The sequence below is a fragment of the Motilimonas sp. E26 genome (genome assembly GCF_021278025.1).
GTDB lineage: Bacteria > Pseudomonadota > Gammaproteobacteria > Enterobacterales > CBDFNC01 > Motilimonas.
In genome coordinates, this window is sequence record NZ_JAIBHJ010000003.1 from 277146 (window position 1) to 303327 (window position 26182).

At 44.3% G+C, this 26182-nt stretch carries 22 protein-coding genes; 17 read left to right on the forward strand and 5 right to left on the reverse strand.

Annotated elements, in window-relative coordinates; all coding sequences use genetic code 11:
• Positions 1-173 precede the first annotated feature (173 nt).
• From K1M91_RS21350 to K1M91_RS04225, 7 genes are all read left to right on the forward strand, one after another.
• Positions 174-302: a hypothetical protein gene (locus K1M91_RS21350; RefSeq protein WP_282561087.1), complete on the forward strand. Its 129-nt coding sequence runs from the start codon at positions 174-176 to the stop codon at positions 300-302.
• Positions 303-620: 318 nt separating this feature from the next.
• Positions 621-947, forward strand: coding sequence for a hypothetical protein (locus K1M91_RS04200; RefSeq protein WP_232800295.1), 327 nt, complete (start codon positions 621-623; stop codon positions 945-947).
• 269 nt (positions 948-1216) lie between these two features.
• Positions 1217-1642: a hypothetical protein gene (locus tag K1M91_RS04205; protein WP_232800296.1), complete on the forward strand. Its 426-nt coding sequence runs from the start codon at positions 1217-1219 to the stop codon at positions 1640-1642.
• A gap of 1 nt (position 1643) precedes the next feature.
• A complete protein-coding gene (locus K1M91_RS04210) occupies positions 1644-2015 on the forward strand; it encodes a hypothetical protein (protein ID WP_232800297.1) in 372 nt (123 codons plus the stop codon).
• Positions 2016-2276: 261 nt separating this feature from the next.
• A complete protein-coding gene (locus tag K1M91_RS04215) occupies positions 2277-2702 on the forward strand; it encodes a hypothetical protein (protein ID WP_232800298.1) in 426 nt (141 codons plus the stop codon).
• Positions 2703-2874: 172 nt separating this feature from the next.
• A complete protein-coding gene (locus tag K1M91_RS04220) occupies positions 2875-3246 on the forward strand; it encodes an immunity 8 family protein (protein ID WP_232800299.1) in 372 nt (123 codons plus the stop codon).
• 192 nt (positions 3247-3438) lie between these two features.
• The gene (locus K1M91_RS04225; protein WP_232800300.1) at positions 3439-3708 is read left to right on the forward strand and encodes an immunity 53 family protein; all 270 of its coding nucleotides are present in this window, start codon (positions 3439-3441) and stop codon (positions 3706-3708) included.
• A 142-nt stretch (positions 3709-3850) separates the two neighbouring features.
• Here the strand turns inward: K1M91_RS04225 and asnS are convergent, their stop codons facing one another.
• Complete coding sequence (asnS, locus tag K1M91_RS04230; RefSeq protein ID WP_232800301.1) at positions 3851-5251, reverse strand: asparagine--tRNA ligase; 1401 nt, start codon at positions 5249-5251, stop codon at positions 3851-3853.
• 242 nt (positions 5252-5493) lie between these two features.
• Here asnS and K1M91_RS04235 point away from each other — a divergent pair, with 242 nt between their 5' ends.
• On the forward strand, positions 5494-5847 hold the full coding sequence (locus K1M91_RS04235) for a hypothetical protein (RefSeq protein WP_232800302.1): 354 nt from the start codon (positions 5494-5496) through the stop codon (positions 5845-5847).
• A 20-nt stretch (positions 5848-5867) separates the two neighbouring features.
• On the opposite strand, the gene bioA is transcribed toward K1M91_RS04235, so the two are convergent.
• Positions 5868-7145, reverse strand: coding sequence for an adenosylmethionine--8-amino-7-oxononanoate transaminase (gene bioA, locus K1M91_RS04240; protein WP_232800303.1), 1278 nt, complete (start codon positions 7143-7145; stop codon positions 5868-5870).
• Positions 7146-7251: 106 nt separating this feature from the next.
• On the opposite strand from bioA, the gene bioB reads away from it, so the two are divergent.
• From bioB to K1M91_RS04275, 7 genes are all read left to right on the forward strand, one after another.
• The gene (gene bioB / locus K1M91_RS04245) at positions 7252-8304 is read left to right on the forward strand and encodes a biotin synthase BioB (protein WP_232800304.1); all 1053 of its coding nucleotides are present in this window, start codon (positions 7252-7254) and stop codon (positions 8302-8304) included.
• Complete coding sequence (bioF, locus tag K1M91_RS04250) at positions 8304-9470, forward strand: 8-amino-7-oxononanoate synthase (protein ID WP_232800305.1); 1167 nt, start codon at positions 8304-8306, stop codon at positions 9468-9470. The genes bioB and bioF overlap by 1 nt, the downstream gene beginning before the upstream one ends.
• Positions 9463-10266 (forward strand): malonyl-ACP O-methyltransferase BioC, encoded by an 804-nt coding sequence (gene bioC / locus K1M91_RS04255; RefSeq protein WP_232800306.1) that lies wholly within the window; start codon positions 9463-9465, stop codon positions 10264-10266. The genes bioF and bioC overlap by 8 nt, the downstream gene beginning before the upstream one ends.
• A 59-nt stretch (positions 10267-10325) precedes the next feature.
• Positions 10326-11006, forward strand: a complete 681-nt coding sequence (bioD, locus tag K1M91_RS04260) for a dethiobiotin synthase (protein WP_232800307.1) — start codon at positions 10326-10328, stop codon at positions 11004-11006.
• Between the two features lie 171 nt (positions 11007-11177).
• Positions 11178-12044, forward strand: coding sequence for a protease HtpX (htpX, locus tag K1M91_RS04265; protein WP_232800308.1), 867 nt, complete (start codon positions 11178-11180; stop codon positions 12042-12044).
• Positions 12045-12196: 152 nt separating this feature from the next.
• Positions 12197-13174, forward strand: a complete 978-nt coding sequence (locus K1M91_RS04270) for an ABC transporter substrate-binding protein (RefSeq protein ID WP_232800309.1) — start codon at positions 12197-12199, stop codon at positions 13172-13174.
• On the forward strand, positions 13167-15674 hold the full coding sequence (locus tag K1M91_RS04275) for an EAL domain-containing protein (RefSeq protein WP_232800310.1): 2508 nt from the start codon (positions 13167-13169) through the stop codon (positions 15672-15674). The genes K1M91_RS04270 and K1M91_RS04275 overlap by 8 nt, the downstream gene beginning before the upstream one ends.
• 142 nt (positions 15675-15816) lie before the next feature.
• Here the strand turns inward: K1M91_RS04275 and K1M91_RS04280 are convergent, their stop codons facing one another.
• Together K1M91_RS04280 and K1M91_RS04285 are read right to left on the reverse strand one after the other, a co-directional pair.
• Positions 15817-17952 carry a bifunctional TVP38/TMEM64 family protein/FAD-dependent oxidoreductase gene (locus K1M91_RS04280; RefSeq protein WP_232800326.1) on the reverse strand — a complete coding sequence of 712 codons (2136 nt, stop codon included), beginning with the start codon at positions 17950-17952 and terminating at the stop codon, positions 15817-15819.
• Complete coding sequence (locus K1M91_RS04285) at positions 17939-18508, reverse strand: carboxymuconolactone decarboxylase family protein (protein WP_232800311.1); 570 nt, start codon at positions 18506-18508, stop codon at positions 17939-17941. The genes K1M91_RS04280 and K1M91_RS04285 overlap by 14 nt, the downstream gene beginning before the upstream one ends.
• Before the next feature lie 278 nt (positions 18509-18786).
• Between K1M91_RS04285 and K1M91_RS04290 the strand changes: the two genes are divergently transcribed.
• Both K1M91_RS04290 and K1M91_RS04295 read left to right on the forward strand, forming a co-directional pair.
• On the forward strand, positions 18787-20514 hold the full coding sequence (locus K1M91_RS04290; RefSeq protein WP_232800312.1) for an autotransporter assembly complex family protein: 1728 nt from the start codon (positions 18787-18789) through the stop codon (positions 20512-20514).
• Complete coding sequence (locus K1M91_RS04295; RefSeq protein WP_232800313.1) at positions 20511-24209, forward strand: translocation/assembly module TamB domain-containing protein; 3699 nt, start codon at positions 20511-20513, stop codon at positions 24207-24209. The genes K1M91_RS04290 and K1M91_RS04295 overlap by 4 nt, the downstream gene beginning before the upstream one ends.
• Before the next feature lie 61 nt (positions 24210-24270).
• On the opposite strand, the gene ggt is transcribed toward K1M91_RS04295, so the two are convergent.
• Positions 24271-26031 carry a gamma-glutamyltransferase gene (gene ggt / locus K1M91_RS04300; protein WP_232800314.1) on the reverse strand — a complete coding sequence of 587 codons (1761 nt, stop codon included), beginning with the start codon at positions 26029-26031 and terminating at the stop codon, positions 24271-24273.
• Positions 26032-26182 lie beyond the last annotated feature (151 nt).

A 26182-nucleotide genomic window follows, 5' to 3' on the forward strand; every position in this document is an offset into this window, starting at 1 on the left:
GTCTGCCCTATATGACGAAAAAAGATGCTTCAAGCTAAGCGTTAGCCAGTGGTGAGGGGGCCAGTAGGAGCAGCAGTGATGCTGCGATAACCCCATCGCCCAAGCCTGTGGCACCCACAGCTATTGGCACTGGTGCTCAATAACAAAAAAGTAAGGTTAAAGGAATAACACTCATGCCCCCTAAAAGAATAACAGCCCTAGCGCCTTGGCTTATCGGCCTAATGGCTGGGCTGGTGCGCGCCAATGCACATGCGGAAAAGACAGGACGAAAAGACAGGACAGGCACTTTTGATTACCAATAAATAGAGTGCCTTAGCACCAGCTCCTTGCACTAGATGGCGAATGTATGTACTAGGTCCGGCCACTTTAGCCTGTTAAAAAAAACAGGACAGGCACTTTTTATTACCAATAAATAGAGTGTCTTAGCACCTGCTCCTTGCACTACATGGCAAAAGTATGCGTTACGCCCGGCCACCTTAGCCTGTTATTCAAGAAGGTGAAAGGCAAGTAGGAGCAGCAGTCATGCTGCGATAAAACCTATCGCCCCATGACAGGGGGCCTACGGGCGTGAAGCAGTCTGAAAATAGCAAGTAAGTAGAGAGTTTACAGGAGTAAAACCATTGAAAACCAAAGAAATGAAAGGCCTTGGGCCTTGGCTTGTGGGCCTTATGGCTTGGTTGCTGTGCGCCAGCGCCCATGCCGCATGGATAGATACAAAAGGAACGGTGAAGCATATTATCACCTATGCCCACACCAATACCGTATTGGTCGAGCTGTCCCATGCTGGCGCGGATGTGACAGCTTGTAGCAATAAATTCACCTTTGCCATCAGCAACGCCATACAAGCCGAAGCGCGCAGCAGAATGTATGCCTTGTTATTAGCAGCGCAAGCTTCAGGGCGCGAAGTGGTGGTGTCGTACAACAACACCGGTGGCTGTGAGCAATAAGGGGGAAAAATACAGGACAGGTACTTTTTATTGCTAATAAATAGAGTGCCTTAGCGTCAGCTGCCTGCCCTATATGGCGAAAATAGATGCTGCAAGCTAAGTGTTAGCCTGTGGTGAGGGGGCCAGTAGGAGCAGCAGGCAAGGCCTGACCCCTTTGTTTCTGGCTTAAAAGGTCTTGCTACTTCATCCGTGTATACCAAATCTGGAACTGGTAGCTTAAAATCACTTTAATTTTTATGATAAATAATTAATTTAGAAGGATTGTTAAATTGTCAGAAAAAGTAAAGTTTAACATTGCGTTGGTAGTGATTATTTTTATATTTTTTAAGGTTTTTTATTCATTCTGGACTGCTGCTGACTTCTTGGTTGAACTCGAACGGTTTAACGTAGAAACGCCATATAAATTAAGTTTAAGTGAGGACTGGAAGGGCGAGTTAGAGGATGGAAAGCTTGGTGATTTTTACGCGTGTCTATTGAACTATAGAGGGCCTAGCGCTAAAAGGAGGAACTCTGGGGAGAGTAGAATTTATTATATGTATTTACCGTCAGGCTTTCGTTTGACTCTGTATACGTATGGGGGAGAGGTTAACCTATTTTTCTTGTACAAATTTAACTCTGATGGGAGTAAAGAAGAACAATCGGGAGGTGTTACTGTTAATTGCCCTCTGTCATTGCTCACTAAGGATGTAAATTAAAATGTTGTATTTTGTTTTGATGGTTTCTTTTTTATCTGGAGTGTTTTCCTTTGTAAATTACTTTGCTGGGGATCTTTCATACAGCACTCCTGAATTCTTGTCGCTATTTTCATCTTTCTTAGGTGTATTTGGCGCGGTCGCGGTTTTATTTAATAAAAAAATTGGTCGTTGGGGGATGGCCGTTTTTTGGCTAGTGCAAATGGTCTATATTTTGGGTTTTGATTACAGTTACATATTTTTTTCAAGCCACCCATTCTTCTTTAGCATCTCCCCTAACTTAACATCAGGTGAAACAAGTACGACAGTTGTTGTTAACCTTTTAGCTGTCGTATTTTTTTATTTGAGTTTGAAGTTAAAAATTAGTGAAAAATAAAAGAAATACAGGACCGGCACTTTTATTGCTAATAAATAGAGTGCGTTAGCGTCAGCTAGCTTGTGCCAAGAAAAAAACAGGACAGGCACTTTTTTATTACCAATAAATAGAGTGTGTTAGGGAAATACAGGACAGGCACTTTATTGCTTTATTTCTGGCTTAAAAGGTCTTGCTACTTCATCCGTGTATACCAAATCTGGAACTGGTAGCTTAAAATCACTTTAATTTTTATGATAAACAATTGTTTTATAAGGGGGGGGAGTGTCAGAAAAAGTAAAGTTTAATATTGCATTGGTGGTGATTATATTTATATTTGTTAAGGTTTTTTATTCATTCTGGACTGCTGATGACTTCTTGGTTGAACTCGAACGGTTTAACGTAGAAACGCCATATAAATTAAGTCTAAGTGAGGACTGGAAGGGCGAGTTAGAGGATGGAAAGCTTGGTGATTTTTACGCCTGTCTATTGAACTATAGGGGAGTTAGTTCGATAAGGAGGAAGCCTGGAGACAGTAGATTTTTTTATGTGTATTTACCATCAGGTTTCCGTTTAAATTTGAATACATCAGGGGGTGAGGTTAATTCATTTAAAATGCTTAAACTGAACCCTGATGGCAGTAAAGAAGAGCAATCAGGGCATGTTGCTGTTAATTGCCCGCTGTCATTGCTTACTAAGGACGTAAATTAAAATGTTGTATTTTTTTTGATTGTTTCTTTTTTATCTGGAGCATTTTCCTTTATTAACTACTTTTCTGGTGGTGCCTTATCCAGCTACAACTGGAGTACAATTAAATTTTGAACAACGTGAGAAGACTAAGCTTGGGAAAGTAACGCTCACCTGTATATAGTGGATTAATGTAATGAAAGCTATTTTGAAAAGTATACATTCACCGGATGTTGATTTTGATAAGTTTTGGCCTGATGAAGCTGATGATTTTGGCTTTCTATTGCAGGCAATGATAGGGCCTGAAGAGGACGATAGTTTTCAATCCTTCGATATGCAAATTTGTACCCCTAAATGGCTCATATCCAACTATAGCAGTGAGGGGCTAGTCTTTGGGCGTCATATGATTATTGTCTTTGATTATGATGTTGATTTAATTATTTCAAAGATTGAGGAATATTGTGGTAAGTGTGTGGGTAGAGAGTGGGCCGAGTTAGAGGAAAAAATTGGGCGAATAGGAAAATCTGAGTTTGAAGACTACATCAGCTACCAAGGACAGGGTAGTTAAATAGAGAAACGAGGAGAAAGACGGGACATGCACTTTATTATCGCTAATTAATAGAGTGCTTTAGCGTCTGCTAACTTGTGCGATGAGGCTAAACTATGTGCTTTAGCTCTTTTTCGCACAGAGCCTGCTTGTCCTGAATAGGTTTTAAAAACAATCGATAGGGTTAACAGATTGAATACATGAGAAAAACTGATGGCTTGGTATGCATCTAATTGCGATGAAGATTGGGAACACAGCTTTGGTGTTAAAATATATACCCTTGATAATCCAGGATGGTCCATTGAAGTAGATATTGCTGAAACAAAACTATCGAGTAAGCGTTTTGATGAAACTGCAATTGATAGGAGTGAGTCTGATTGGATTTACTGCATTGTTCCCGATGGCGTTTTCAAAGGGGCTGGTGGAGTGAGTAATTTGGAGGAGTTAATTCAGGTTTTTTTAAATTGGGCCGAAATTTCTTAGATAAGGTTCTATTTATAATAAAGTCAATATGTTAAACCCTGTTGTGCCAAGCGACCCAAGTTGGCATCGTTATCAGCTGTTTCTACCCCAACAAAAAAAGCCGGCTAAGCCGGCTTTAGTCAGTTAAATAACTTGTTTAGTTTTAGAATTCAGCTGTTTTAGGTGCGCGCGGGAAGGGGATCACGTCACGTACGTTACCCATACCAGTTACGTAAGCCACTAAACGCTCAAAGCCTAAACCAAAGCCTGCGTGAGGCACAGTGCCGTAACGACGTAGGTCACGGTAGAAACCGTAATCTTCTTTGTCTAAGCCCATTTCTTCCATACGCGCATCCAATACAGCAAGGTTTTCTTCACGTTGACTACCGCCAATGATTTCACCTATGCCTGGCGCTAGGACGTCCATGGCGGCAACGGTTTTACCGTCTGCATTTAGCTTCATGTAGAAGGCTTTAATGTCTTTCGGGTAGTTTTGCATGATCACTGGGCCGCCAACATGCTCTTCGGCTAAGTAGCGTTCGTGTTCAGATTGTAAGTCCACGCCCCATTCCACTGGGTAATCAAATTTCTTACCGCAGTTTTTCAAAATTTCGATGGCATCGGTGTAGTCCATGCGTACAAATTCAGAGTTAACCATTTGCTCTAAACGATTAACCGCATCTTTATCAACGCGCTCAGCAAAGAACTTCATGTCGTCAGCGCGCTCTGTTAGCACCGCTTTAAACACGTATTTTAGTAAGTCTTCAGATAGTTGCGCGGCATCAGCCAGATCGGCAAATGCAATTTCCGGCTCGATCATCCAAAACTCAGCTAGGTGACGGCTAGTGTTTGAGTTTTCAGCGCGGAACGTTGGGCCAAAGGTGTAAATTTTGCTTAAGGCACACGCATAAGTTTCGCCGTTTAGCTGACCAGAAACAGTTAAAAAGGTTTCTTTACCAAAGAAGTCTTCTTTGTAGTCAATGTTACCTTCGTCGTCTTTAGGCAGGTTCATCATGTCGAGTGTTGACACGCGAAACATTTCGCCAGCGCCTTCGGTATCGCTGCCGGTGATGATAGGCGTGCTTACCCAGTAGTAACCTTGCTCGTGGAAAAAGCGATGAATTGCTTGTGATAAGCAGTTACGGACACGGGCAACGGCGCCAATCATGTTGGTACGTGGGCGCAGGTGTGCGTGCTCGCGTAAAAATTCAATGCTATGGCGTTTTGCTGCCATTGGGTAAGTGTCCGGATCTTCAACCCAGCCAACCACCACTACTTTGGTCGCTTGAATTTCAAACTGTTGGCCTTTACCTTGGCTTTCAACCACTTCACCTGTTACCTCAACCGAACAGCCGGTGGTTAGGCGTTGCACTTCTTCTTCGTAATTGGCTAAATTGGCAGGAACAACGGCTTGGATGGGATCAAAACAAGAACCATCGTAAACGGCTAAAAATGAAATTCCGGCTTTTGAATCACGACGTGTGCGGATCCAACCTTTAACAGTTACCTGACTTCCAATCGGAAACTGACCTTTAAATACTTCAACTACGGACGCTTGCGTCATTTTAATTAGCACTCCAGCTTAACCTGATAGTGAGCCCTTAGCGCAGCCAAGGTGTCGTCACTATTAATCACAAAATAAGAAAAAGGTTAATCTTACCTTTGCTTAAGCAGGAAACAAGTAAAAATTCGTTTTTGTGCCTTGTGATGAGGACTGTGTGGGAGGGATAACGATAAATCGTGCTAATTTGAGTTACATTTGGATTTATTGGTTGGGCTATTGTTAGCTTTAGTTAAGGAGAAGCGATGCCGGATAAGTTACCTGAGCGGCGCAGTAAAGGGCTGCAATTAACGACGCTGCTGGGATGGAGCGCATTATTAGCTTGGGTGCTGTTTTTAATTGCCTTGGTGCTATTTCATTACGCTAGGCCCGAATTAGAAACCGGGTTAATCCGGTATTTTCAGCTGCCTTTTCGCAGCGATTGGGTGATTGAGCTAAAAACCCTTTTTCTCTATTTTCTGTGGGCGTGTTGTGGGCTGACTGTGCTGAATGTCATCGTTAACCTATTACTGAAGCGCCGTCGCACCGATTATGTTTGGTTTAATAGTTTGCTGTTACTGGTTATTTGTGTCGTCAGCTTACTGTTTCTTTATTTGTAAACTGACGACGGTAGACCAAGTTAACCGCTAACTTGATCTATGGCGCTGGCAATGGCGTTCGTGAGTTGGCTAAGCTGCGCGGGCGAAATCACAAATGGTGGCATGATGTAAATTAGTTTGCCAAATGGACGGATCCATACGTCTAATTCGACAAAAATCGCCTGTAATGTTGCCACATCATAAGCTTGATGGGTTTCAACCACACCAATCGCGCCCAGTACTCTGACATCCTTAACCGCGTGAGTGTTGAGCAAAGGCATTAGCTCGCGTTGCAATTGTTGCTCAATCCGTTCAACGTTTCCTTGCCAATCATTTTCAACTAATAATTGTAAGCTGGCGTGTGCGACGGCGCAGGCCAATGGATTAGCCATAAAAGTGGGGCCATGCATAAACACGCCAGCTTTGCCGCTGCACACGGTATCTGCCACTTTATTGGTTGTTAGCGTGGCGGCTAAACTCATGTAGCCGCCCGTTAAGGCCTTGCCGACACATAAAATATCTGGCTCGATGTTGGCATGCTCACAAGCAAATAATTTTCCGGTGCGGCCAAAGCCAGTGGCAATTTCATCGGCAATTAATAACAAACCGTATTGATCGGCTAATTGGCGTAGCGTGGTTAAATAGTGAGGATGATAGATACGCATGCCGCCCGCGCCTTGCACTATCGGCTCAATAATAATTGCGGCCATTTCTTGGTGATGCTTTGCTAATAGGGCCTTGATCTCGTCCATTTCAGCTTCGTCCCAGGGCTCGCCAAATCGGGTCTGAGGCGCGGGGGCAAAATAATGCTCTGGCAGAAAATCTTGATACAGCTCGTGCATTGAATTTTTGGGGTCGGTAACGCCCATCGCGCCAAAGGTGTCACCATGGTAACCATTGCGCACGGTTAAAAACTTTGCGCGCGGTTGATCTAGGCTGTGCCAATACTGCAATGCCATTTTTAACGCCACTTCAACGGCAACACTGCCTGAGTCACTGATAAATACTTTTTGCAGTGATGGTGGGGTGAGCTCGACTAAGGCTTGGCATAGATCAACGGCGGGCTGGTGGGTAATGCCACCAAACATCACGTGCGCCATTTTGTTGAGTTGATTTTGCGCCGCTTGATTAAGCTCGGGCACATTGTAGCCATGAATGCAGGCCCACCAAGATGACATGCCATCGATTAATTGCTGGCCTGATTCCAACTCTAAACGTACGCCATGGGCGCGGACCACGGGGTAACAAGGCAGTGGGTTGATACTTGATGTATAAGGGTGCCAAATATGTTGTAAATCAAACTCGGTATTAATGCTCATAAAGTAACCATTAGTTAACTTGGTGGTGCTGAAAAAGTTGACAGTCTAGCGTTCATCCATACACTAGCCAAATTATTTTAAAGAAACATAACATTGATAGCGGGGCATGAGCATGTCAGTAGAAGTAAGACACAATTGGACAATACAGGAAGTAAACGCACTTTTTGCATTGCCATTTATGGATCTCGTATTTAAAGCGCAAACGGTTCACCGTGCTCACTTTGATCCCAACCAAGTACAAGTTAGTACCTTATTATCAATTAAAACCGGCGCTTGCCCAGAAGATTGTAAATATTGTCCACAAAGTGCCCGCTATGATACCGGCCTAGAAAAAGAGCGCTTACTTGAAGTTGAGAAAGTAATAGAAGAAGCAAAAAAAGCCAAAGCGGCAGGCTCTACTCGTTTTTGTATGGGCGCGGCATGGAAAAACCCGAAAGAGCGCGATTTACCATACATTGAAGAAATGGTGAAAGGTGTTAAAGCATTAGGACTTGAATCATGTATGACGCTGGGTATGTTAGATCAAAGCCAAGCTAAGCGCTTAGCGGATGCGGGCCTAGATTATTACAATCATAACTTAGACACTTCACCTGAGTATTACGACAAAATTATCACCACGCGCACCTATCAAGACCGCCTTGATACCCTAGATCATGTGCGTAATTCTGGCATGAAAGTGTGTAGTGGCGGTATTGTTGGCCTAGGCGAGTCGGCGAATGACAGATCGGGATTATTAGCGCAACTGGCTAACATGCCGAAACACCCAGAAAGTGTGCCTATTAACAAGTTGGTTAAAGTAAAAGGTACGCCACTAGAAAATGTCGACGATTTGGATGAGTTTGAATTTATCCGCACTATCGCAGTGGCGCGTATTATGATGCCGCAATCCCATGTCCGGTTATCGGCGGGACGTGAAAAAATGAACGAGCAAACCCAAGCCTTGTGTTTTATGGCGGGCGCGAACTCTATTTTCTATGGCTGTAAGCTATTAACCACGCCTAACCCTGAAGAAAACAGTGATATGCAGCTGTTTAAAAAATTAGGTATTAACCGCGAAGAATATCACGTGGATCCAACCGTGTCGGAAGCGGAACTACCCCTAGGGCCGATCACCGAAGACACGGATTTATTCTACGACGCGACCGCCCGAGTACGTTAATGGCGTTTGATTTTATCAAGCCCGCCTTGGCTCAGCGTCAAGCTGAGCATTTATATCGTCAATTAACGCCCGTTGCTGGCGCGCAAGGGCGCTATCTTGAGGTTGGCGGGCAACGCTATCTTAATTTTTCCAGTAACGATTATTTATCATTGGCAGCCGAGCCTACGCTCATCAATGCGTGGCAAAGCGGCTTAGCGCAATACGGCTGCGGCAGTGGCGCGAGCGCCTTGGTAACGGGTTATAGCCAAGCCCATGCTGATTTAGAAGCCAAGCTTAAAAGCTGGCTTGGGGTTGAGGCGGTGGCCTTGTTTAACTCAGGTTATAGCGCTAACCAAGCTATTTTAAAGCTACTGCTAAGCAAAGATGATTTATTACTGCAAGACAAGCTAAACCATGCCTCGTTAATGGAAGCGGGTAGCTTTTTGCCTTGCCCTATGATGCGGTTTCGCCACAATGATATGGCACATTTAACCTCGCTGTTGACTAAGTCGGGGCAAAACAAACTCATTGTGTCGGAAGGCGTATTCAGTATGGATGGCGATAGTGCGCCTATTACTGAATTGCTGCAATTACGCAATCAGAGTCAAGCTTGGTTAATGTTGGATGATGCCCACGGCATTGGCGTTTGTGGCCCAGATGGCACGGGCTCTGCGGCGGCGGCAGGGTTAAAAAACAGCGAGCTTGATATTTATATGGCCACCTTTGGCAAAGCGCTAGGGGTTGGCGGCGCGATGATCGCTGGCTCACAGTCTTTGATCGATTACATAGTCAATTTTTCTAAGGCCTATATTTACACCACAGCCATGCCGCCAGCGCAGGCGGTGGCAATTAGTAAAGCCGTTGATTTAGTACAAACTCAGTCTTGGCGTCAACAACAGCTGCAAGACAATATTCAATACTTTAAGCAGTTGGCTGGGCAATATCAGTTGCCATTAATGGCGTCGAATAGCGCGATTCAACCCGTTGTTATTGGCGACAGTCAACGGGCGCTTGAAGTAGCCAATGCGCTACGCCAACAAGGCTTTTATTGCAGTGCGATGCGTCCGCCCACGGTTGCTAAAGGCACCGCGAGGTTGCGCATAACCTTAACTACGGGCCATCAACAGCAAGATATTGCAGACTTATTAGCGAGCTTAAATTCGATTTTGGTGGTGCAGTATGGCTAAACACCATAAGCAGTTATTGGCGAACGCATTTTCAAAAGCGGCGCATTCTTATGATGATGTCGCCGAGTTACAGCGCAATACAGGGCATCAATTATTGGCGCAACTTGCGCCTGTTGTAACACCAAAAAGCTCGCAGTGCGGCGCTGCACCAATCTGGCTCGATCTCGGCTCAGGCACGGGTTATTTTACTCAGTTGCTCAGCGAATCGAGTGCGCAAGTTTATGGGGTGGATATTGCTTTTGGCATGCTCAAGCATGCCAAAGCGCATCGCAACCCAAATATCCATTGGCTCAATGGTGATGCCGAAGCCCTGCCAATAGCTAGTAACTCGGTTGATTTAGTATTTTCGACCCTTGCTTTGCAGTGGTGCGATGACTTAAGCCGCGCGATGAAAGAAATACACCGAGTATTAAAGCCCGGCGGCCGCCTAGGGTTTACTACTTTAGTGTCTGGCTCGTTAAATGAGTTAAAACAAGCTTGGCGAGCAGTGGATGAGCAGCAACATGTTAATGGTTTTTTGCCTCTTAATGCGATTGAAGCAAGCACCCAAGCTGCGCCGTTTTCGCAAGTCGACTTACAAGTGCGTCCTGAAGTGTTGCTCTATGACACGCCGCTAAGGTTACTTAAAGATCTTAAAGGCATCGGTGCTAATTATGTGCAAGCTCAGCGGGCAAGCTCGGGTTTAGGCGGCAAACAAAAATTATTAAAAATGAGCCAAGGCTACGAGGTATTTCGTACTCAAGATGGGTTATATCCTGCCACCTATTATGTTTGCTATGCTGAACTAATTAAGTAAGCAAATTTTTAACCCGTTTCTTACACTTAGCATGATCTTTGTTACGGAGAATTAGTTAGATGAGCCAAGCATTTTTTGTTACCGGTACTGACACTGAAGTTGGAAAAACCTTTATCACGTGCGCCTTGATGCAAAGCTTGCGAGACATGAAGAAAACGGTTATTGGTTACAAACCCATTGCAGCAGGGGCAGAGCTTAGCCATCACGGCTTACTTAACGAAGACGCGTTATTACTGCAACAACACGGGTCATTTGATTTGCCCTATGAAGCTATTAATCCGATTGTATTTGCGCCGCCGATTGCCCCGCATATTGCCGCGCAACAAGCAGGGCAAGTCATCAGCATGGCAAGGGTTGATGCTGGCTTTCAACAGTTAAAAACTCAAGGAGCAGATATTGTGCTGGTGGAAGGTGCGGGCGGTTGGCGTTTACCCCTTGGTGATGGTCAATATTTATCCGACTGGGTCGCGGATAAGCAATTGCCTGTTATCTTAGTGGTTGGGATGAAGTTAGGTTGCCTTAATCACGCCATATTAACGGCAGAAAGCATCATCGCTTGCGGGCTAAAAATTGCCGGTTGGGTCGCCAACAGTCCGTCGTCAGAGCAGGCTTACTTAACTGCAAATATTGATTATTTGCGCCAGCATATTGATGCACCCTATTTTGGGCATATGCCCTTTATGCCGCAAGCGGATGCCTTAGAAGCTGCGCAATGCCTCGATGTGGCGGCAATGTTGTAGGGGGATGATAGAGGCCATATTTGTTTTGTTGGTTTTTTGTTAATTGAGTATTTGCTTTGTAAAATAAATAGCGTAAAAAAACGTAAAGAGTACTTGATATTTTAACTATTAGACATATTATGTCGTTGTTTTCATCCCATCAATGATAGAGCCATTAGGCAGAGGACAGACATGAAACGAATTGCGCTTTTAATACTCACCAACTTAGCGGTCATGCTAGTACTGGGTATTGTGTTACAAATTATTTTTGCTGTGACAGGTATTAACAGTCGCGGTATTGGCGGAATACTCACGTTTGCTTTGGTATTTGGTTTTGGCGGCGCGTTTATTTCTTTAGCGATGTCAAAGATGATTGCCAAGCGCTCTGTCGGCGCAGAAGTGATCACTGAGCCGCGTAATGCTGATGAGCATTGGCTGATGGAACGCGTGGCAGAGCAAGCTAAAAAAGTCGGTATCACCATGCCTGAAGTTGCGGTTTACCAAAGCCCTGACATGAACGCATTTGCTACTGGTATGACGAAGAACTCATCGCTGGTTGCTGTTAGTACTGGTTTAATGCAAAACATGACTCGCGACGAAGTTGAAGCGGTGCTAGCACACGAAATTAGCCACATTGCTAATGGTGACATGGTGACCTTAACCTTAGTGCAAGGTGTGATGAATACCTTTGTTCACTTCTTTGTGTCTATCGTCTCTAACATTATTCAAAATGTGTTGGGTGGCGACGAAGAAGGTGAAGGTGGTTTAGGTTTTATTGCTTCTTTTGCCATCAGCATGGTGCTTTATGCGGTATTTGGCGCAGCGGCCTCTGTTGTTGTTGCTTGGTTTAGCCGTAAACGTGAATTTGCTGCCGATGCTGGCGCAGCAACTCTTGTTGATAAGCAAAAAATGATCAACGCGCTAGAGCGTCTACGCGGTGGCAATCAGCACGAGATGCAAGGCCAATTCGCTGCTTTTGGTATCAATGGTGGCTTTAGCTCACTATTTTCTACTCATCCACCATTAGAAGATCGTATTCAGGCCCTAAAAAACCAGTAATACTCACTCCTTTATTAGGGCTGCCTCGGCAGCCCTTTTTTGTTGCAAATGAGCAAAAAGGAGTCGCTAAAGTATGACTTATCTGTTCATTGTCTAGACAGTCTGGCAAAATATATAAAAAAAAAATAATCCAGCAAGGGATCGCTGTTTACATGACCAAAGCCATGATTTTTTCCACTCGCTTATTGTCGCTCACTTTCTTGATTGGGCTCATCAGTGCGTGTGCACCTCAAAACGAATTACTGCGAGTGGGGGCTGCCCCTTGGCCTGGTTTTGAGCCCATCTTCTTAGCTCGTGAAATGGAATATTTAGACACGAGTCTGGTTTCTTTATATGAATTAACCAGTGCCAGTCACGTCGCCCATAGCTTTGAAGCCGGAAAATTAGATGTTGCCTTTTTATCATTAGATGAAGTGCTCACTTTGATCACCCGTGGCAGCAAACTTAAGGTGATAGCTATTGTTGATGAGTCTGTCGGCGGGGATGCGATTATTGGCTTGCCCGGTGTGACGCAAATTAAGCACCTTAAAGGCAAACGCATTGGCTATGAAAATAACGCTGCTGGCTCATTATTACTCGCGGAAGCGTTAAGTCACGCTAATCTAGTTGCTCATGATGTTGAACTGATAGAAGTAAAGCTTGATGAACAGCGTCAAGTTTTTCACCGTAATCAAGTTGATGCGCTAATTACCAGCGAGCCAATTAAGCAAAAGCTACTGGCATTGGGCGGTGTCTCTATTTTTGATAGCGCGCGATTACCGGGACGCATTGTTAACTTAGTGGTGGCTTCAGATAAGGCGATTGAACAACAACAGCCAGCCTTAATTGAACTGTTAAAAAGTTACTATAAGGCAAGAAAGTTTCAAAAAGGTCGACCTCAGAAAGCAATACAGTTAATGGCCATGCGGTTGCAGTTATACACCAGTGAAATGCAAAGTAGCTTACAAGGCGTAAAATTTATCGAGCCTGTTGAGTCTATTTTGCGCTTATCGGGTCAAGCTAAATCTGCGCTAAATACCCAAGCGCAAGATCTTGGTGAGTTAATGGTTTACCGCGGTATGTTAGAGCAAGTACCTGACTTGAGTCAGTTAGTTAATAGTCAGGTATTAGAGCAGGTGATTTATGAATAGTCCGCGTTTATGGTCATTGGCGTCGGTTATTCCCACGCTACTGTTACTGGTTTTTTTAGTGTTGCAAACGGCCTTTATCTTTTTGGACTATCAAACGAAAAGTGAGCGTTTATTATTACAAAGTCGTGAGGAAGTATTAGGTAAGGTAAACAAGTTACAGCAAAGTCTATCAGATGCCTTGATGCGTCATGACAATGCGGTGGCGGAGCGAGAGCTTACCTTGGCGGCGCTAAACGACAATGTATCGCAACTACTTGTGTTAGATGAAAATGCAGAAGTGCTGTTGTCTAACCAAATGAGCTTAAAGTTCATGTTCGCCAGTGCGGTGTTACCTGAGTTTGAGTGGGCCGATTTTTATCAAGCTCGTGATAAAAATCGCTTGCTTTATCAATATGTTGAAGCCGAAAAAAACATATATGTTTATGCCCCTCTGCAATTAGCACGTAAAGATCATAGCTTAAAGCGCAACAATACTGGCGCCATCTTTGTTTCTTATTCCCTCGTAAAGCCTTATCAAACGCTATTGGCGAATACAATACAAGACTCGATGAAGAATACTTTGGTTGTGGCAATTGCGCTACTAACCTTAACCATACTGCTGGTTAAAATGATCATTGCACCATTGAACCGCTTGGTTCAAGCCGCACAGCAGCTTAACAATGATAATGATGATGCCTTTCCGCAACTAAAAGAAGGGCAAGGTGAAATTGGTTTGTTACAGCGTGCGTTTATGGCGATGGCTGACAAAATGAAATTAAACTTTGAGCAATTAAGCGCGAGTGAACAGCGTTGGCATTATGCGTTAAGTGGTGCTCGAGATGGTGTGTGGGATTGGAGTATTGAGTCTAATCAAGTGTTTTTTTCGGCTCGTTGGAAGGAAATGCTTGGCTATATTGAAGATGAAATTGGTGATGATATTGAAGAGCTGGAGCAGCGGATCCACCCTGATGACTTAATGGATATGTTTGCTTGTTTGAGGTTACATTTAGCAGGTAAAACCCCATTTTATGAGCATATTCACCGAGTTCAATGTAAAGATGGCGATTTCTGTTGGGTGCTCGACCGAGGCAAGGTAATTGAATGGGCCGAAGACGGTAAACCATCTCGCTTGATTTGTACTCATACGGATATAACTGAATACCGCAAAGCGCAAGATTTAGTGGCGTTTCAAGCCTACCATGATGAGGTTACGCAACTCCCCAATCGACGTAAATTACTTGAACATCTAGCGATTGAAATTAGCCGAACGAAGCAAAGTCAACAATGGGGCTGTTTGCTCTTTATTGATCTTGATAAGTTTAAACAGGTAAATGATGTTCACGGTCATGTTGCAGCAGATACCTTGTTAAGAATGGTGGCCAAGCGTTTATTGCAGATGATGGAAGGTGGCAACATTGTTGCTCGGCTTCTGGGGGATGAGTTTGCTATTGTTTTGCCACAACTGGGTGATGAGCCTGATCGCGTGGCTGAACAAGCCTTAGGTTTCGCTCAGGCGGTACGCAAACGCATTGCTTCTCCTTTCGTGTTGCAAGGGCAGCGTATTAATTTATCTTGCACGATTGGCATCACCTTGTTTCCTGATGGTGAGCAATCGGCAACCGATATTTTGCGCCAAGCGGATATAGCCATGTTTCATGGCAAGGAAGATGGCCGAGATATGATCCACTTCTTCTCTGAAGAAATGGAAAATAGAGTACAGCGTAATCACAATTTGCAGCAAATGTTGCGTTTGGCGCTCGAACAAGATGAGATCAAATTGTTCCTACAGCCTAAAGTCGATCGCAAAGGTAATGTGGTGGGGTGTGAAGCGTTATTGCGTTGGTATCAACCACAGCGCGGTTGGATCACTCCGAGTGAGTTTGTGCCTGCTGCTGAAGATTCAGGGCTCATTATTGAATTAGGTAATTGGGTGCTAACACAATCATGCTTAATGTTAAAACATTGGCAACAATCAGGGCTGCCAGAGCAGTTCAAAACCTTGTCAGTCAATGTTAGCCCTAAACAATTCTTACAAGTCGATTTTATTGAGCAGATTAGCCGGATTGTCAAAGAGAGTGAAATTAATCCTAATTTATTGGAACTGGAGATTACTGAAACGATTTTGGTTTCACAGCTGGATGATGCGGTAGAAAAAATTAAAGCGCTACGTGCTCTTGGCATTCGCTTTGCGATTGATGACTTTGGCACTGGCTATTCTTCAATGTCTTATTTAAGTACGTTACCCATTACTGCATTGAAAATAGACCGTTCGTTTGTTGAGCATTTAGAAACTCAGGTGAGCCAGCAAGCCATTGTTGCCGCTATTATTGCGATGGCTGAAAATTTAGGTTTAGAGGTGATAGCAGAAGGTGTTGAAAATGTAGCACAGCTTAACTTTTTGAAAGCTAAGGGGTGTGCATTATTTCAAGGCTACTTGTTTGGCAGGGCGCTATCAGCTGAAGAGTTTAGTCAAAACTTATTGCCCAAAGCTGCGCCTCAGTTTTCCACCGTTGACGCATGAACGAAGAGGGATTGCCAATAGCATAAGTTAATTGGTGGTAAACAGAATTAACTTAGCGTGCCTAGTATTGAAAACACGGTGGTGCTCTGAAACATGCATCTTCAAGTTGATTGGGTATATGCTCTAGTTGACTGGATAAAAGCTAACCTCGCCGTGACCTAAAGTATCGCCCTAACAGGGCTAAAATCCGTGTTGGTTTATGTTTTTGTTTCCAAACACCTGCCGCGTATTTGTTAGCTTCAAGCATGGTTGGGTAGGCATGTACAGTACCAAGGATTTTATTCAGGCCTAGGCCATGTTTCATCGCCAGCACAAACTCGCCAATGGTCTCTCCTGCATGCTGACCGACAATCGTTACGCCTAAAATAGTGTCTTTATTCGGGATGGTTAACACTCTTACTACCCCTGTTTTTGCACTGTCAGCGATAGCTCGGTCTAGCTCATCTACGGCAAACTCTGTTAGTTCATAAGGAATATTTTCTGCTTTAGCACGTGTTTCATTAATGCCCACTTGGGCGATGGGTGGATCACAGTAGGTAACACTTGGTATCACACGATAATCCGCTTTGAATTTCTTAAAGTGGCCAAATAAAGCATTGACACTGGCATACCAAGCTTGATGGGCGGCAAAATGCGTAAACTGCATGGGACCGGCGACATCACCAACAGCAAAAATGTTGGGGTACTGCGTGCGTAGATAGGGATCAAGTGTAATGGTGCCGTTTGTTTCAAGGTTGATACCTAAGGGCTCTAATCCTAATCCTTCGGTATTGGCTTTACGTCCCACTGCAATTAATACCTTATCAAAGCTAAAGCGTTGCTCCTCTTGTGATGTTTGATAGTGCGCCCATTGGCCGTCAGTATCGCGACTGAAATGATTGAGACTGGTATTTAATAAACATTGGATCCCTTCTAGCTGAAATTGCTCGAGCAGTATGCTGGATACGCTAGGATCTTCTCTGGGCAGCAATTGTTTTGCGATATCTATCAGGGTTACTCTTGAGCCGAGGCGGGCGAACGCTTGAGCTAATTCACAGCCAATAGGTCCGGCGCCGACCACCAAGAGACGCGGCGGTAATTGCTCAAGTTGCCAAAGACTATCAGAGGTTAAGTACTCAATCTGATCAAGCCCCTTAATCGGAGGCACAAAAGGTTTAGCGCCAGTGGCGATAATAATATTTTCCGTTAGCAGTGTTTGCCCATTTAGCTCGACAGCATAAGGCGTTTTGATGGTTGCTTTGCCTTGCAGACAATTTACGCCTAGCTTGCTATAACGCTCAATGGAGTCGTGTGGCTCGACTTGTTTGATCACATCATGAACTCGGTCCATCACGGCTTTAAAATCGACCTTACTTGTAATAGGTTCAAAACCAAGGCTTGCTGCTTTATTTAACTCGGCGGCAAAGTGTGCGCTGCGCAGCAAAGCCTTAGATGGCACACAGCCGGTATTTAAACAATCGCCACCCATTTTATGTTTCTCAATAATCGCAACTTTCGCGTTTACGGTGGCTGCAATATAACTACTGACTAAGCCGCCAGCACCAGCACCTATCACCACTAAGTTGTAGTCAAATTTCTTCGGTTTCGGGTAGGGCTTATAACGATTATATTGCTGATATCGATTGATGCTCCACCTGATTAAATGGGGCAGTATGGCTAATAACGCAAAAGCAAACCAAAGTGAGGGAGAGGCAATATCTTGGAGCGAGCTAATCTTGCTGAGCTCGGTGCCGGCATTCACATAAACCAAGGTACCAGGGATCATCCCCAATTGGCTAACCCAGTAAAAAGTACGGGTTTTAATTGAGGTTAGCCCCATTAATAGGTTAATTAAAAAAAACGGTACCACAGGCAACAGTCGCAAGCTCAATAGGTACTGAGCTCCTTGCTTTTCTACCCCTTGATTAAATTGAGTTAACTTATGCCCCCACTTTGCTTGCAGCCGCTCCCTAAGCAAGTAACGCGCGACTAAAAAGGCCAAGGTTGCACCTATTGAGCTGGCAAATGAAACAATAATAAAACCTTCAACTAAGCCAAATAGTGCCCCTGCGAGTAAGGTGAGTACTGCTGCGCCTGGTAATGAGCCTGCGGTAATCAGCACATAAGCGGCAAAAAATCCCAAGGCGTAGAGTAGGTGTTGCTGCTCTACCGCTTGTTGTAGTGCAAGGTGTTGCTGCTGGATATAATCTAACGTGAGGTATTGATTAAGCCCTAAAGCAAAAAATAGTGCAGCTAAAACTAATATTGCGACAAGCAGTAACCACTTATTTATCTTCATCATTTTGCTCCGGAGGGCGAATGTGGCAAAAACCTTGTGCAGGAACATCAAGCGCAGCATTAAACTTGGCAGACATATTTTGAAACGCAATAAGGCCTGTCAGATCGACGATGGCTTTTTCATCAAACCATGTTTTCAATAGTTCTACTTGTTGATTCGTCACGCTTTTACTGTTGTCTGACATGGATTCTGTATAATCGAGTACCGCACGCTCTTGATTGTTGAATATAGCGTGGTTTCGCCAATCCTTGAGCGCCATCACTTTGTCCTCTGAGCCTGCGCGTTTGGCTAAGGTCATACTATTGATATCAATACAAAACTGACAGTGATTAATTTGCGATACTCGCACAGTTATCAGTGAGCGTAACACCGCATCGATAGGTGAGCGTTTACGGTTAATCACACCATATAATGAGGCGACAGTGGCAAATAGCAGGGGGACTTTGCCCCATAATAGGCCTGGAGTGAGGACTTGACCGTAATTCTTTTTTTGTAACCAAAAAAAGGGTTTGATCCAAAAGGGGTAACTTTTTATTGGATCCGGTGACACGCGCATGGCTAACCTCCATTAATAAACGTAGCTTAATCGCTGCCAACCTTTTCGGCAGGTTTAAGAGTGAGTATAAGTTGAGACCGTCATTTCTTGGGAATAATTTCACTAACATTCAGTATTGCTTAAAGTTTCACCACTTATAAGATAGAAGTAGTCAAGAATATTGAAATGAGAAGGTTAATATTAGAATTGGGTGTTAAGTTAATTAAGCTTTTTCAGTGTTTGTAATACACTCTTATTTCATCTGATTGGTTTTCTAAAAATGTTTAGATAGGGTAAATATGGTTTTGATATTGCGCTTTGCTATTTTCATGATGGCACTGTTAATTAGTGCTACTGTTTCGGCTAAAGTTGATCTGACAATAGAAGGCGTAGAAGGAGAGTTGGCAGCCAATGTTGAAGCCTATTTGTTATCAGTAGCAGAGCCAAAAGGGAAAAATTTAGGGGCCTATCGAAGCAGTTTAGAAACAGAAGCGAGCAATGCACTAAGGGCGTTAGGTTATTATCACTCAGATATAAAGTTAGATGTGAGCTTAAAAGATGGGCAGGTGGGTAAGCTGAAAGTGACAGCATCTATTACTGCAGGTGAGCCTGTGATAGTCAAAGCCCTTGATCTCAAGCTAATGGGCGAAGCCCGCCATGATGAAGAATTTTTAACTTTTGCAAAAAAACTCCCGTTGCAGGTTGATAAGCCACTTAATCATGGCGTTTATGCGTCGGCCAAGTCCAGTATCACAAGTATGGCACTGCAACGGGGCTATTTTAATGGCAAGTTTGTTAAGTCTAGCGTTGAAGTTGAAGCCAAGGAAAATAGAGCAACGATTGTGCTTTGGTTCGATTCTGGGGTGCGTTATCGCTATGGCCCGCTGGTGTTGACTCAACCATCGCCTGCTGAGGAGTTGGTGCGTAGTATGGCGAGTTTTACTCAGGGGGATTACTACCTAACTACCCAAGTTGCTCAATATAGCCTACAAATCAGCGATAGTGGTTATTTTAAAAATGTGTTAGTGCGCCCAAATATTGAGAAAGCCATTGGCAATCAAGTGCCTATCGAAGTAACTGTGGGCTTAAAACCGACTAATAGTTTTGAAGTTGGTGCGGGTGTAACAACAGACAATGGACCAAGAGTTAAATTCGGCTGGTCGCGCCCTTGGGTGAATGATTGGGGGCATAGTTTGGGTGCCGATTTAGAGTTGAGTAAGCAATCGCAAATCGTCTCAACCTATTACAAAATTCCTATAGATGACCCCAATTGGAGTTATTTAAATATACAAACGGGCTACCAGCGTCTTGACGAGAATGATACTGAAAGTACTAAGTTCACCCTTGGCGTACAACGATTTTGGAAAACGCCAAGTAAATGGGATCGTACCGCATTTATTAAGTACGATATCGAAGACAGTACTCAAGGTAATCAAACACTAAAAACCAAGCTAATTATTCCAGGACTCTCTTATAGTCGTACTCGAGTTCGTGGTGGGCTCAATGCTGTATGGGGAGATAAACAGCTTATTTCAACGGAAGTTTCTAGTAAGTATTGGGCCTCCGATGCAGATATTTTTAAGGTGTACGGACAAACAAAATGGCTACGCACCCTTACTGAAAAACACCGTGTGCTAGCGCGTTTAGAGCTAGGTGCTATCGCTGTTGATTCCATTAAAAGCGTGCCTTCATCAATGCGATTTTTCGCTGGTGGGGACCAATCCATCCGTGGTTATGACTATAAGTCGATCGCGCCAAGAGACGATGATAATAAGCTTATCGGAGGCAAGTACTTGACGGTGGCGAGCTTAGAATATAGTTATCCGGTAAAGCCCAATTGGCGCATTGCCACCTTTATTGATGGCGGCACTTCTACTAATGACTTTTCAGAAGACCTGCAATATGGCACCGGGGCAGGTGTCGCTTGGGCATCGCCGATTGGACCAATTAAACTGTTTCTCGGTGTACCACTAAATAGTGAGGAAACCGCGGTGAGATTACATTTCTTGATGGGGCCAGAACTATGAGGATTTGGTTACGTCGAGGCTTACTTTGTATTTTATTACTGTTTAGTTTATTGATTGCCTTACTTTTATCCCATCACGGTAATGTGTTATTGATTAATCTAGCTAAACACTTTGTACCGCAGTTAGAGCTTGAATTAGATGAGGGAGCATTATTATTTTCCCCAAAATTATCTGGTATTGCCTGGCAAGATGAACAAGTCGATTTAATGATAGACCAATTGAGCTATCGATTTGATTGGGGCTGTTTAGCCAAAGCGATTTGTGTTGATGGGCTGACAGTAAAGGGTGTTGATGCGAACTTTCACCCACTGCAAACGGCAGAGCCTGCGCCAACTAGCAGCGGAGGGCTACCCGATTCAGTTGCTATTCCGATAGGATTGCGTATTGAAGGCGTTGATATCTCGGATGTTTCCTATCAACAACCTGGGTTAGCGGTGAATTTAAGCCAGCTTTTATTTTCTGCTCAGGTCAACCAACGCGGTGCGACGCTATCGCCAATAGTCAATGGCTTAACGGTTAGGCTAACGCCAACTGAGAATGCTGCTCAGGCCGAGCCTACCGTCTCTAGCACACCTACTAATAAAGAGGCGTTGGTGCTACCGACCTTGAAAGCGCCACTACCTATTCACATTCCGCAATTGAGTTTATCGCAATTCACTTTGGAACAAGGCGAAACACCATTCCATTTGACGCGTTTTTATACCTCAGTTAGCTGGGTAGAGCATGAGCTCACTGTTGAAGATCTTGAGTTAGTGTTACCTGAGCTAAGTGCAAAATTACAGGCACAAGTTAGCTTGCGTAATGATTGGCCATTAACAGCGGATCTCTCCGCCAAATTATTAGCCGACCCCGTTTTAGATGGGCAGTTAGTGGGGCAGAAACTTCGTCTTAGCGCTGCAGGAGACACCAAGAAGCTGAGCACAGATCTTACTTTAACTGGGCCCGTTAAGTTGAACCTTAAAGGATGGTCAGCCCCCTTAAGTGCGCGTATTGATCATCAACAAGCGCTAACTTGGCAGAAGTTGCAATGGCCATTAACGGGAGCGCCGCAGTTTACCCTTAAGCAAGGCGAAGTTAATTCGAAAGGGAACCTAGATAATTTTAACGTTAATCTTGCCACGTTAGTTTTCGGTGAAGGCTTGCCGGATGTTGATCTTAGCGGTCAAGTTCAAGGTAATTTAGAAAAAATAAATGTTAAACAGCTGCTGGCAAAAACCTTATCTGGAGAGGTGAGCTTAGTGGGTAAGCTTGATCTGGCTGATCAGTTAGCTTGGCAAGGAGACCTAGATTTAAGCAATATAGATAGTACCAGCTATTTTCCTGACTACCCTGCACAATTAAATGGTCAGCTAAGCCACAGTTTTGTCCTGCAAGGTTCACATTGGCAGTTAGGAGTGGAGAAGTTAGACCTGCACGGTAAGTTTATGGAGCAGCCGCTAAAAGTCGCAGGTAAAGTGTCGGGCAATGATCGCCTAGAATGGAAAATAGATAACCTCGTGGTTATCAATGGTAAAAATCAGGTCACTGCAACGGGTCATATTAAAGATAAAGTCGACTTACTATTAAATATAAATGTACCGGATATTTCTAGCTCCCTGCCGGACATTGCTGGTAATTTACAGGGGGATGTTAAGGTCGCGGGAGAATTAACTGCGCCTAAGGTTAATATTGATCTCACCGGCAACAAGATTGTACTGGGCGAACTTTCCTTGGCTAGCTTAAGCCTAAAAGCCGATGTGTTGGCCAGTAAGCAGCCTTCTGGTCACGCAGATCTTGAAATCAAGCAATTAAAGCAGCCTGGTATCGACGTTGATATGCTGCGATTAACTGCGTCAGGGTCTGATCTATCGCATCAGGTTACCCTTAAGGTCGATGGCCAGCCTGTAGCGACGGAATTAGCGCTGTCTGGCCGCTGGCAAAATCAAGGCTGGCAGGGGCAATTACAGCAAGCGTGGTTTAGTACCATTGAAGGGCGCTGGCAGCTAGATCAACCCAGCCAAATCAGTTACCGCAATAAACAAGTGGTGTTAGCTAAGCAATGTTGGTCATCTGCGCCCAGTTTATTTTGTCTTCAGCCAACGAAAGCGGGCGAAAGTGGTGAAACAGGGCTGGTGGTTGAGCATTATGATCTCGGCCGCTTACAGCAGTTTTTACCTGAGTTAATGAAGTTGCAAGGCGTGATACAAACGAACGTGACAGCCAAGTGGACCAAGGGCGCTAAGCCAACCGCACGTTTCGATGTTAATAGTCGCGATATCAATGTGACTTTTCTTGATGATAATAGTCAGGAGCATGCCATTCCCGTAACGACCTTAACGTTGACAGGTGAGCTAGATAAAACACTAGCTAAGTTCGTGCTTAATCTAGATACCGATAAGCTAGGTAATGCAGATATTGACTTAACCTTACAGCCATATACGGCAGAAAAGTTGTTACAAGGTAAGTTCTTTTATCAGGGCTTAAATTTAAAAGCGCTACATTACCTCGCACCTAATTTAGATGAGTTAGCGGGGGATGTCTCCCTTGATATAAATGTGAATGGTCCGCTCAAAGCGCCGATTGTAAAAGGGAGCGCTCAGTTAAAAGATGCGGCACTAGGTGGTGGCAGTGTTCCTATGTACCTTTCTGACCTGAATACAGAAATCAAGCTAAATGGTACTAAAGGTACGGTTGCAGGTGGTTTTAACACCGGCGATGGATCTGGACAGATCGATGGCGCATTTGATTGGCAGAAAGGACTGAACGCTTGGATTACACTTAAGGGGGATAGGATTGAAGTAGACTACCAATCACAAGTTCAGTTATTTATTTCACCGGATTTGAAATTTATTTTAGATGATAAAAAAATGGATTTAACCGGCAATATATTGGTCCCAAAAGGGATGATTGCGGTGAAAACCTTGCCTCCTAGCGCAGTATCGATTTCGGATGATGTAGTGGTGGTGGATTCCGGTACAGCAATTGATGAAGCCGCTAATCTACCACTAAAGATGAAATTAGGAGTGCAGTTAGGTGATGATGTGAAAATTGACGCATTTGGCCTAAAGTCGAATCTAAAGGGACAGCTCGCTGTAACAAAAAAAGTTGATGGGCCTATTCTGACTAACGGTAATATTCGTTTGGTGAATGGCTCATATCGTGCTTTTGGTCAAAATTTGCTTATTAGGAAAGGAGTACTCTTGTTCTCTGGACCTCCGGACCAACCTTACCTATCAGTGAATGCGATTCGTGATCCAGCCCTCATTACCGATAACGTAACCGCTGGGATCAAGCTAGAAGGGCCTGTATCGGCGCCTGAGATCACTATTTATTCTACCCCTGCGATGGACCAACAAAATGCATTATCCTATTTGTTACGCGGCAAGGGAATCGACTCTCGAGCAGGTGATGACTCGATGATGACGTCTATGTTGATAAATTTAGGCGTGGGCCAAAGTGCTGACACTGTCAGTCAAATTGGCGAAGCCCTAGGGGTCAAAGATTTAGCGCTCGACTCCAGTGGTAGTGGTGATAATTCACAATTGAATATTACCGGTTATATCTTACCGGGTGTACAAATTCGTTACGGTATTGGTCTATTTTCATCGATGACCGAAATCGCCTTACGTTATGAAGTCATGCCTAGACTCTATTTAGAAGCGGTGAGTGGTTTATACAGTGCATTTGACGTGTATTACCAGTTTGATTGGGATTGATTAGATATACCAGAATAATGCTCACCCCCCTTTGAGGGGGGGGAGATCTTGATGGTTAGCACTACTCTCCTAGGGCTAAGCCTTCGCGGCGTGGGTCTACCCCGGATTCAATGCCTTGGTCGGTAATGACAAAGCCATGTAAGCCACTATTAAGGTCTTTCTCTGTGGTGTTATAGCCAAGTTTGATGAGTTCAGTTTTGAGCTGCTTGCTTGATGTTCCTTGCTCTAATTCAAAGGTACCTGATTGGTTGACTAAGTGGGGTAGCTCGATAGCTTGTTGCAATGGCATGCCCCAAGTAAGGTGGGCGATCAAGGCTTGACTGACATAATTGATGATGCGGCTGCCGCCCGGCGAGCCAAGTGCTAGATAGGGTTTATTATGCTTGAACACTAAGGTGGGCGACATAGACGAACGCGGCCGTTTATTGGCTTGCACTCGATTGGCGATTGGCTTGCCATTCGCCTCGGCTTGGAAAGAAAAATCGGTTAGTTGATTGTTTAGTAAAAAACCGCCTACCATTATTCTCGCGCCGAAGGCATTCTCGATGCTGGATGTCATGGAAACAATATTACCAGCTTGGTCATGGATCACTAAGTGGGTTGTTGAAGGTAAAGATTGACTGGTTTGTATTCCCCAATTTTGTGCTTGTTTGGCTAATAATTCTGGTTGACCAGCGTTTACCTGAGGTAATGCGACTTTTGACTGTTTAATTAGCTGCGCGCGCTTTTCTAAATAGTCGGGGCTAAGTAATGCTTCACTGTTATTTTCTACAAAGTCTGGGTCGGCCATGTATTTGGCGCGATCAGCAAAGGCAAGGCGGCTGGCATCTCCAATAATACGCCATGCCGATGCGCTATTGGCAGTATATTGCGCAATGTTAGCACGCTCACTAAGGGCTAAAATTTGACCAACGGTTAGGCCACCTGATGACGGTAATCCCATGCCGCATACTTGGTAATCCTGTTGGTATTGCACGCACGTATTTGGCCGCGTTTTTATTTGGTATTGAGTTAAATCCGTTAAACTGAGTAACCCTGGGTTAGTGGGGTGGTTTTGCACTGCTTTGACGATTTGGTTGGCTAATATCCCTTGATAAAAGCCATTGCGGCCTTGCTCTGCGATGATTTTTAAGCTCTTCGCGTAGCTGGGGTTTTTGAGGATGTATCCCGCAGTAATGGGTTGGTCAGCGGCATCAAAAAAGTAAGAGCGGGTACTTGGATGTTGTTTTAGACGCGCTTGATCCATTGCGACTAATTGAGCCAATCTAGGCGATACTTGGAATCCTTGTTGGGCGAGTTGGATGGCTGGTGCAAATAACTTAGGCCAGGGTAATTTACCGTATTGCTGATGGGTTTGCCACATCAGGTCAATGACTCCCGGCACCCCAACAGATCGACCTCCAACCACTGCATCGAAAAAGCCCATCGGCTTTTGGTTGGCGTCAATAAAAAGCTCACTTGTAGCTTTGCTTGGCGCTGTTTCTCTGCCATCAAAGCTAAGTAACTGCTTACTTTTTTGATCGTAATACAATAAAAAAGCGCCGCCACCAATACCTGATGATTGTGGCTCAACTAAGCCGAGAACCAGCTGTGCGGCGATCATCGCATCAATGGCGCTGCCACCTTGTTTAAGTATGGCAAAAGCTGCTTCACTGGCATGAGGGTTTGCAGTGACTACCATGTGCTTTTTAGCTATTACCAAAGATTGAAATTGATTACCGGTGGCCGCTTCAGGTGCGATTTGATCGCTGACTTGTGAAGTCGCAAAAGCCGACATGGGCAATAGCAGGGAAAGCAGGAGGATAAAGCTTGCTGGTTTCATCTTCGTTTTTCCTAAACGTAAATTGGGTACAGCTAGCTGAATTTATACAGGTAATTCAGCATTGGCGAGTGTTGCTAGGGTCTGTTGATCTTTCGTGATTGTTTTTGCAGCGAATTGTTGGGTATTTATACAAGGCAGCGCTTTTGTGGTG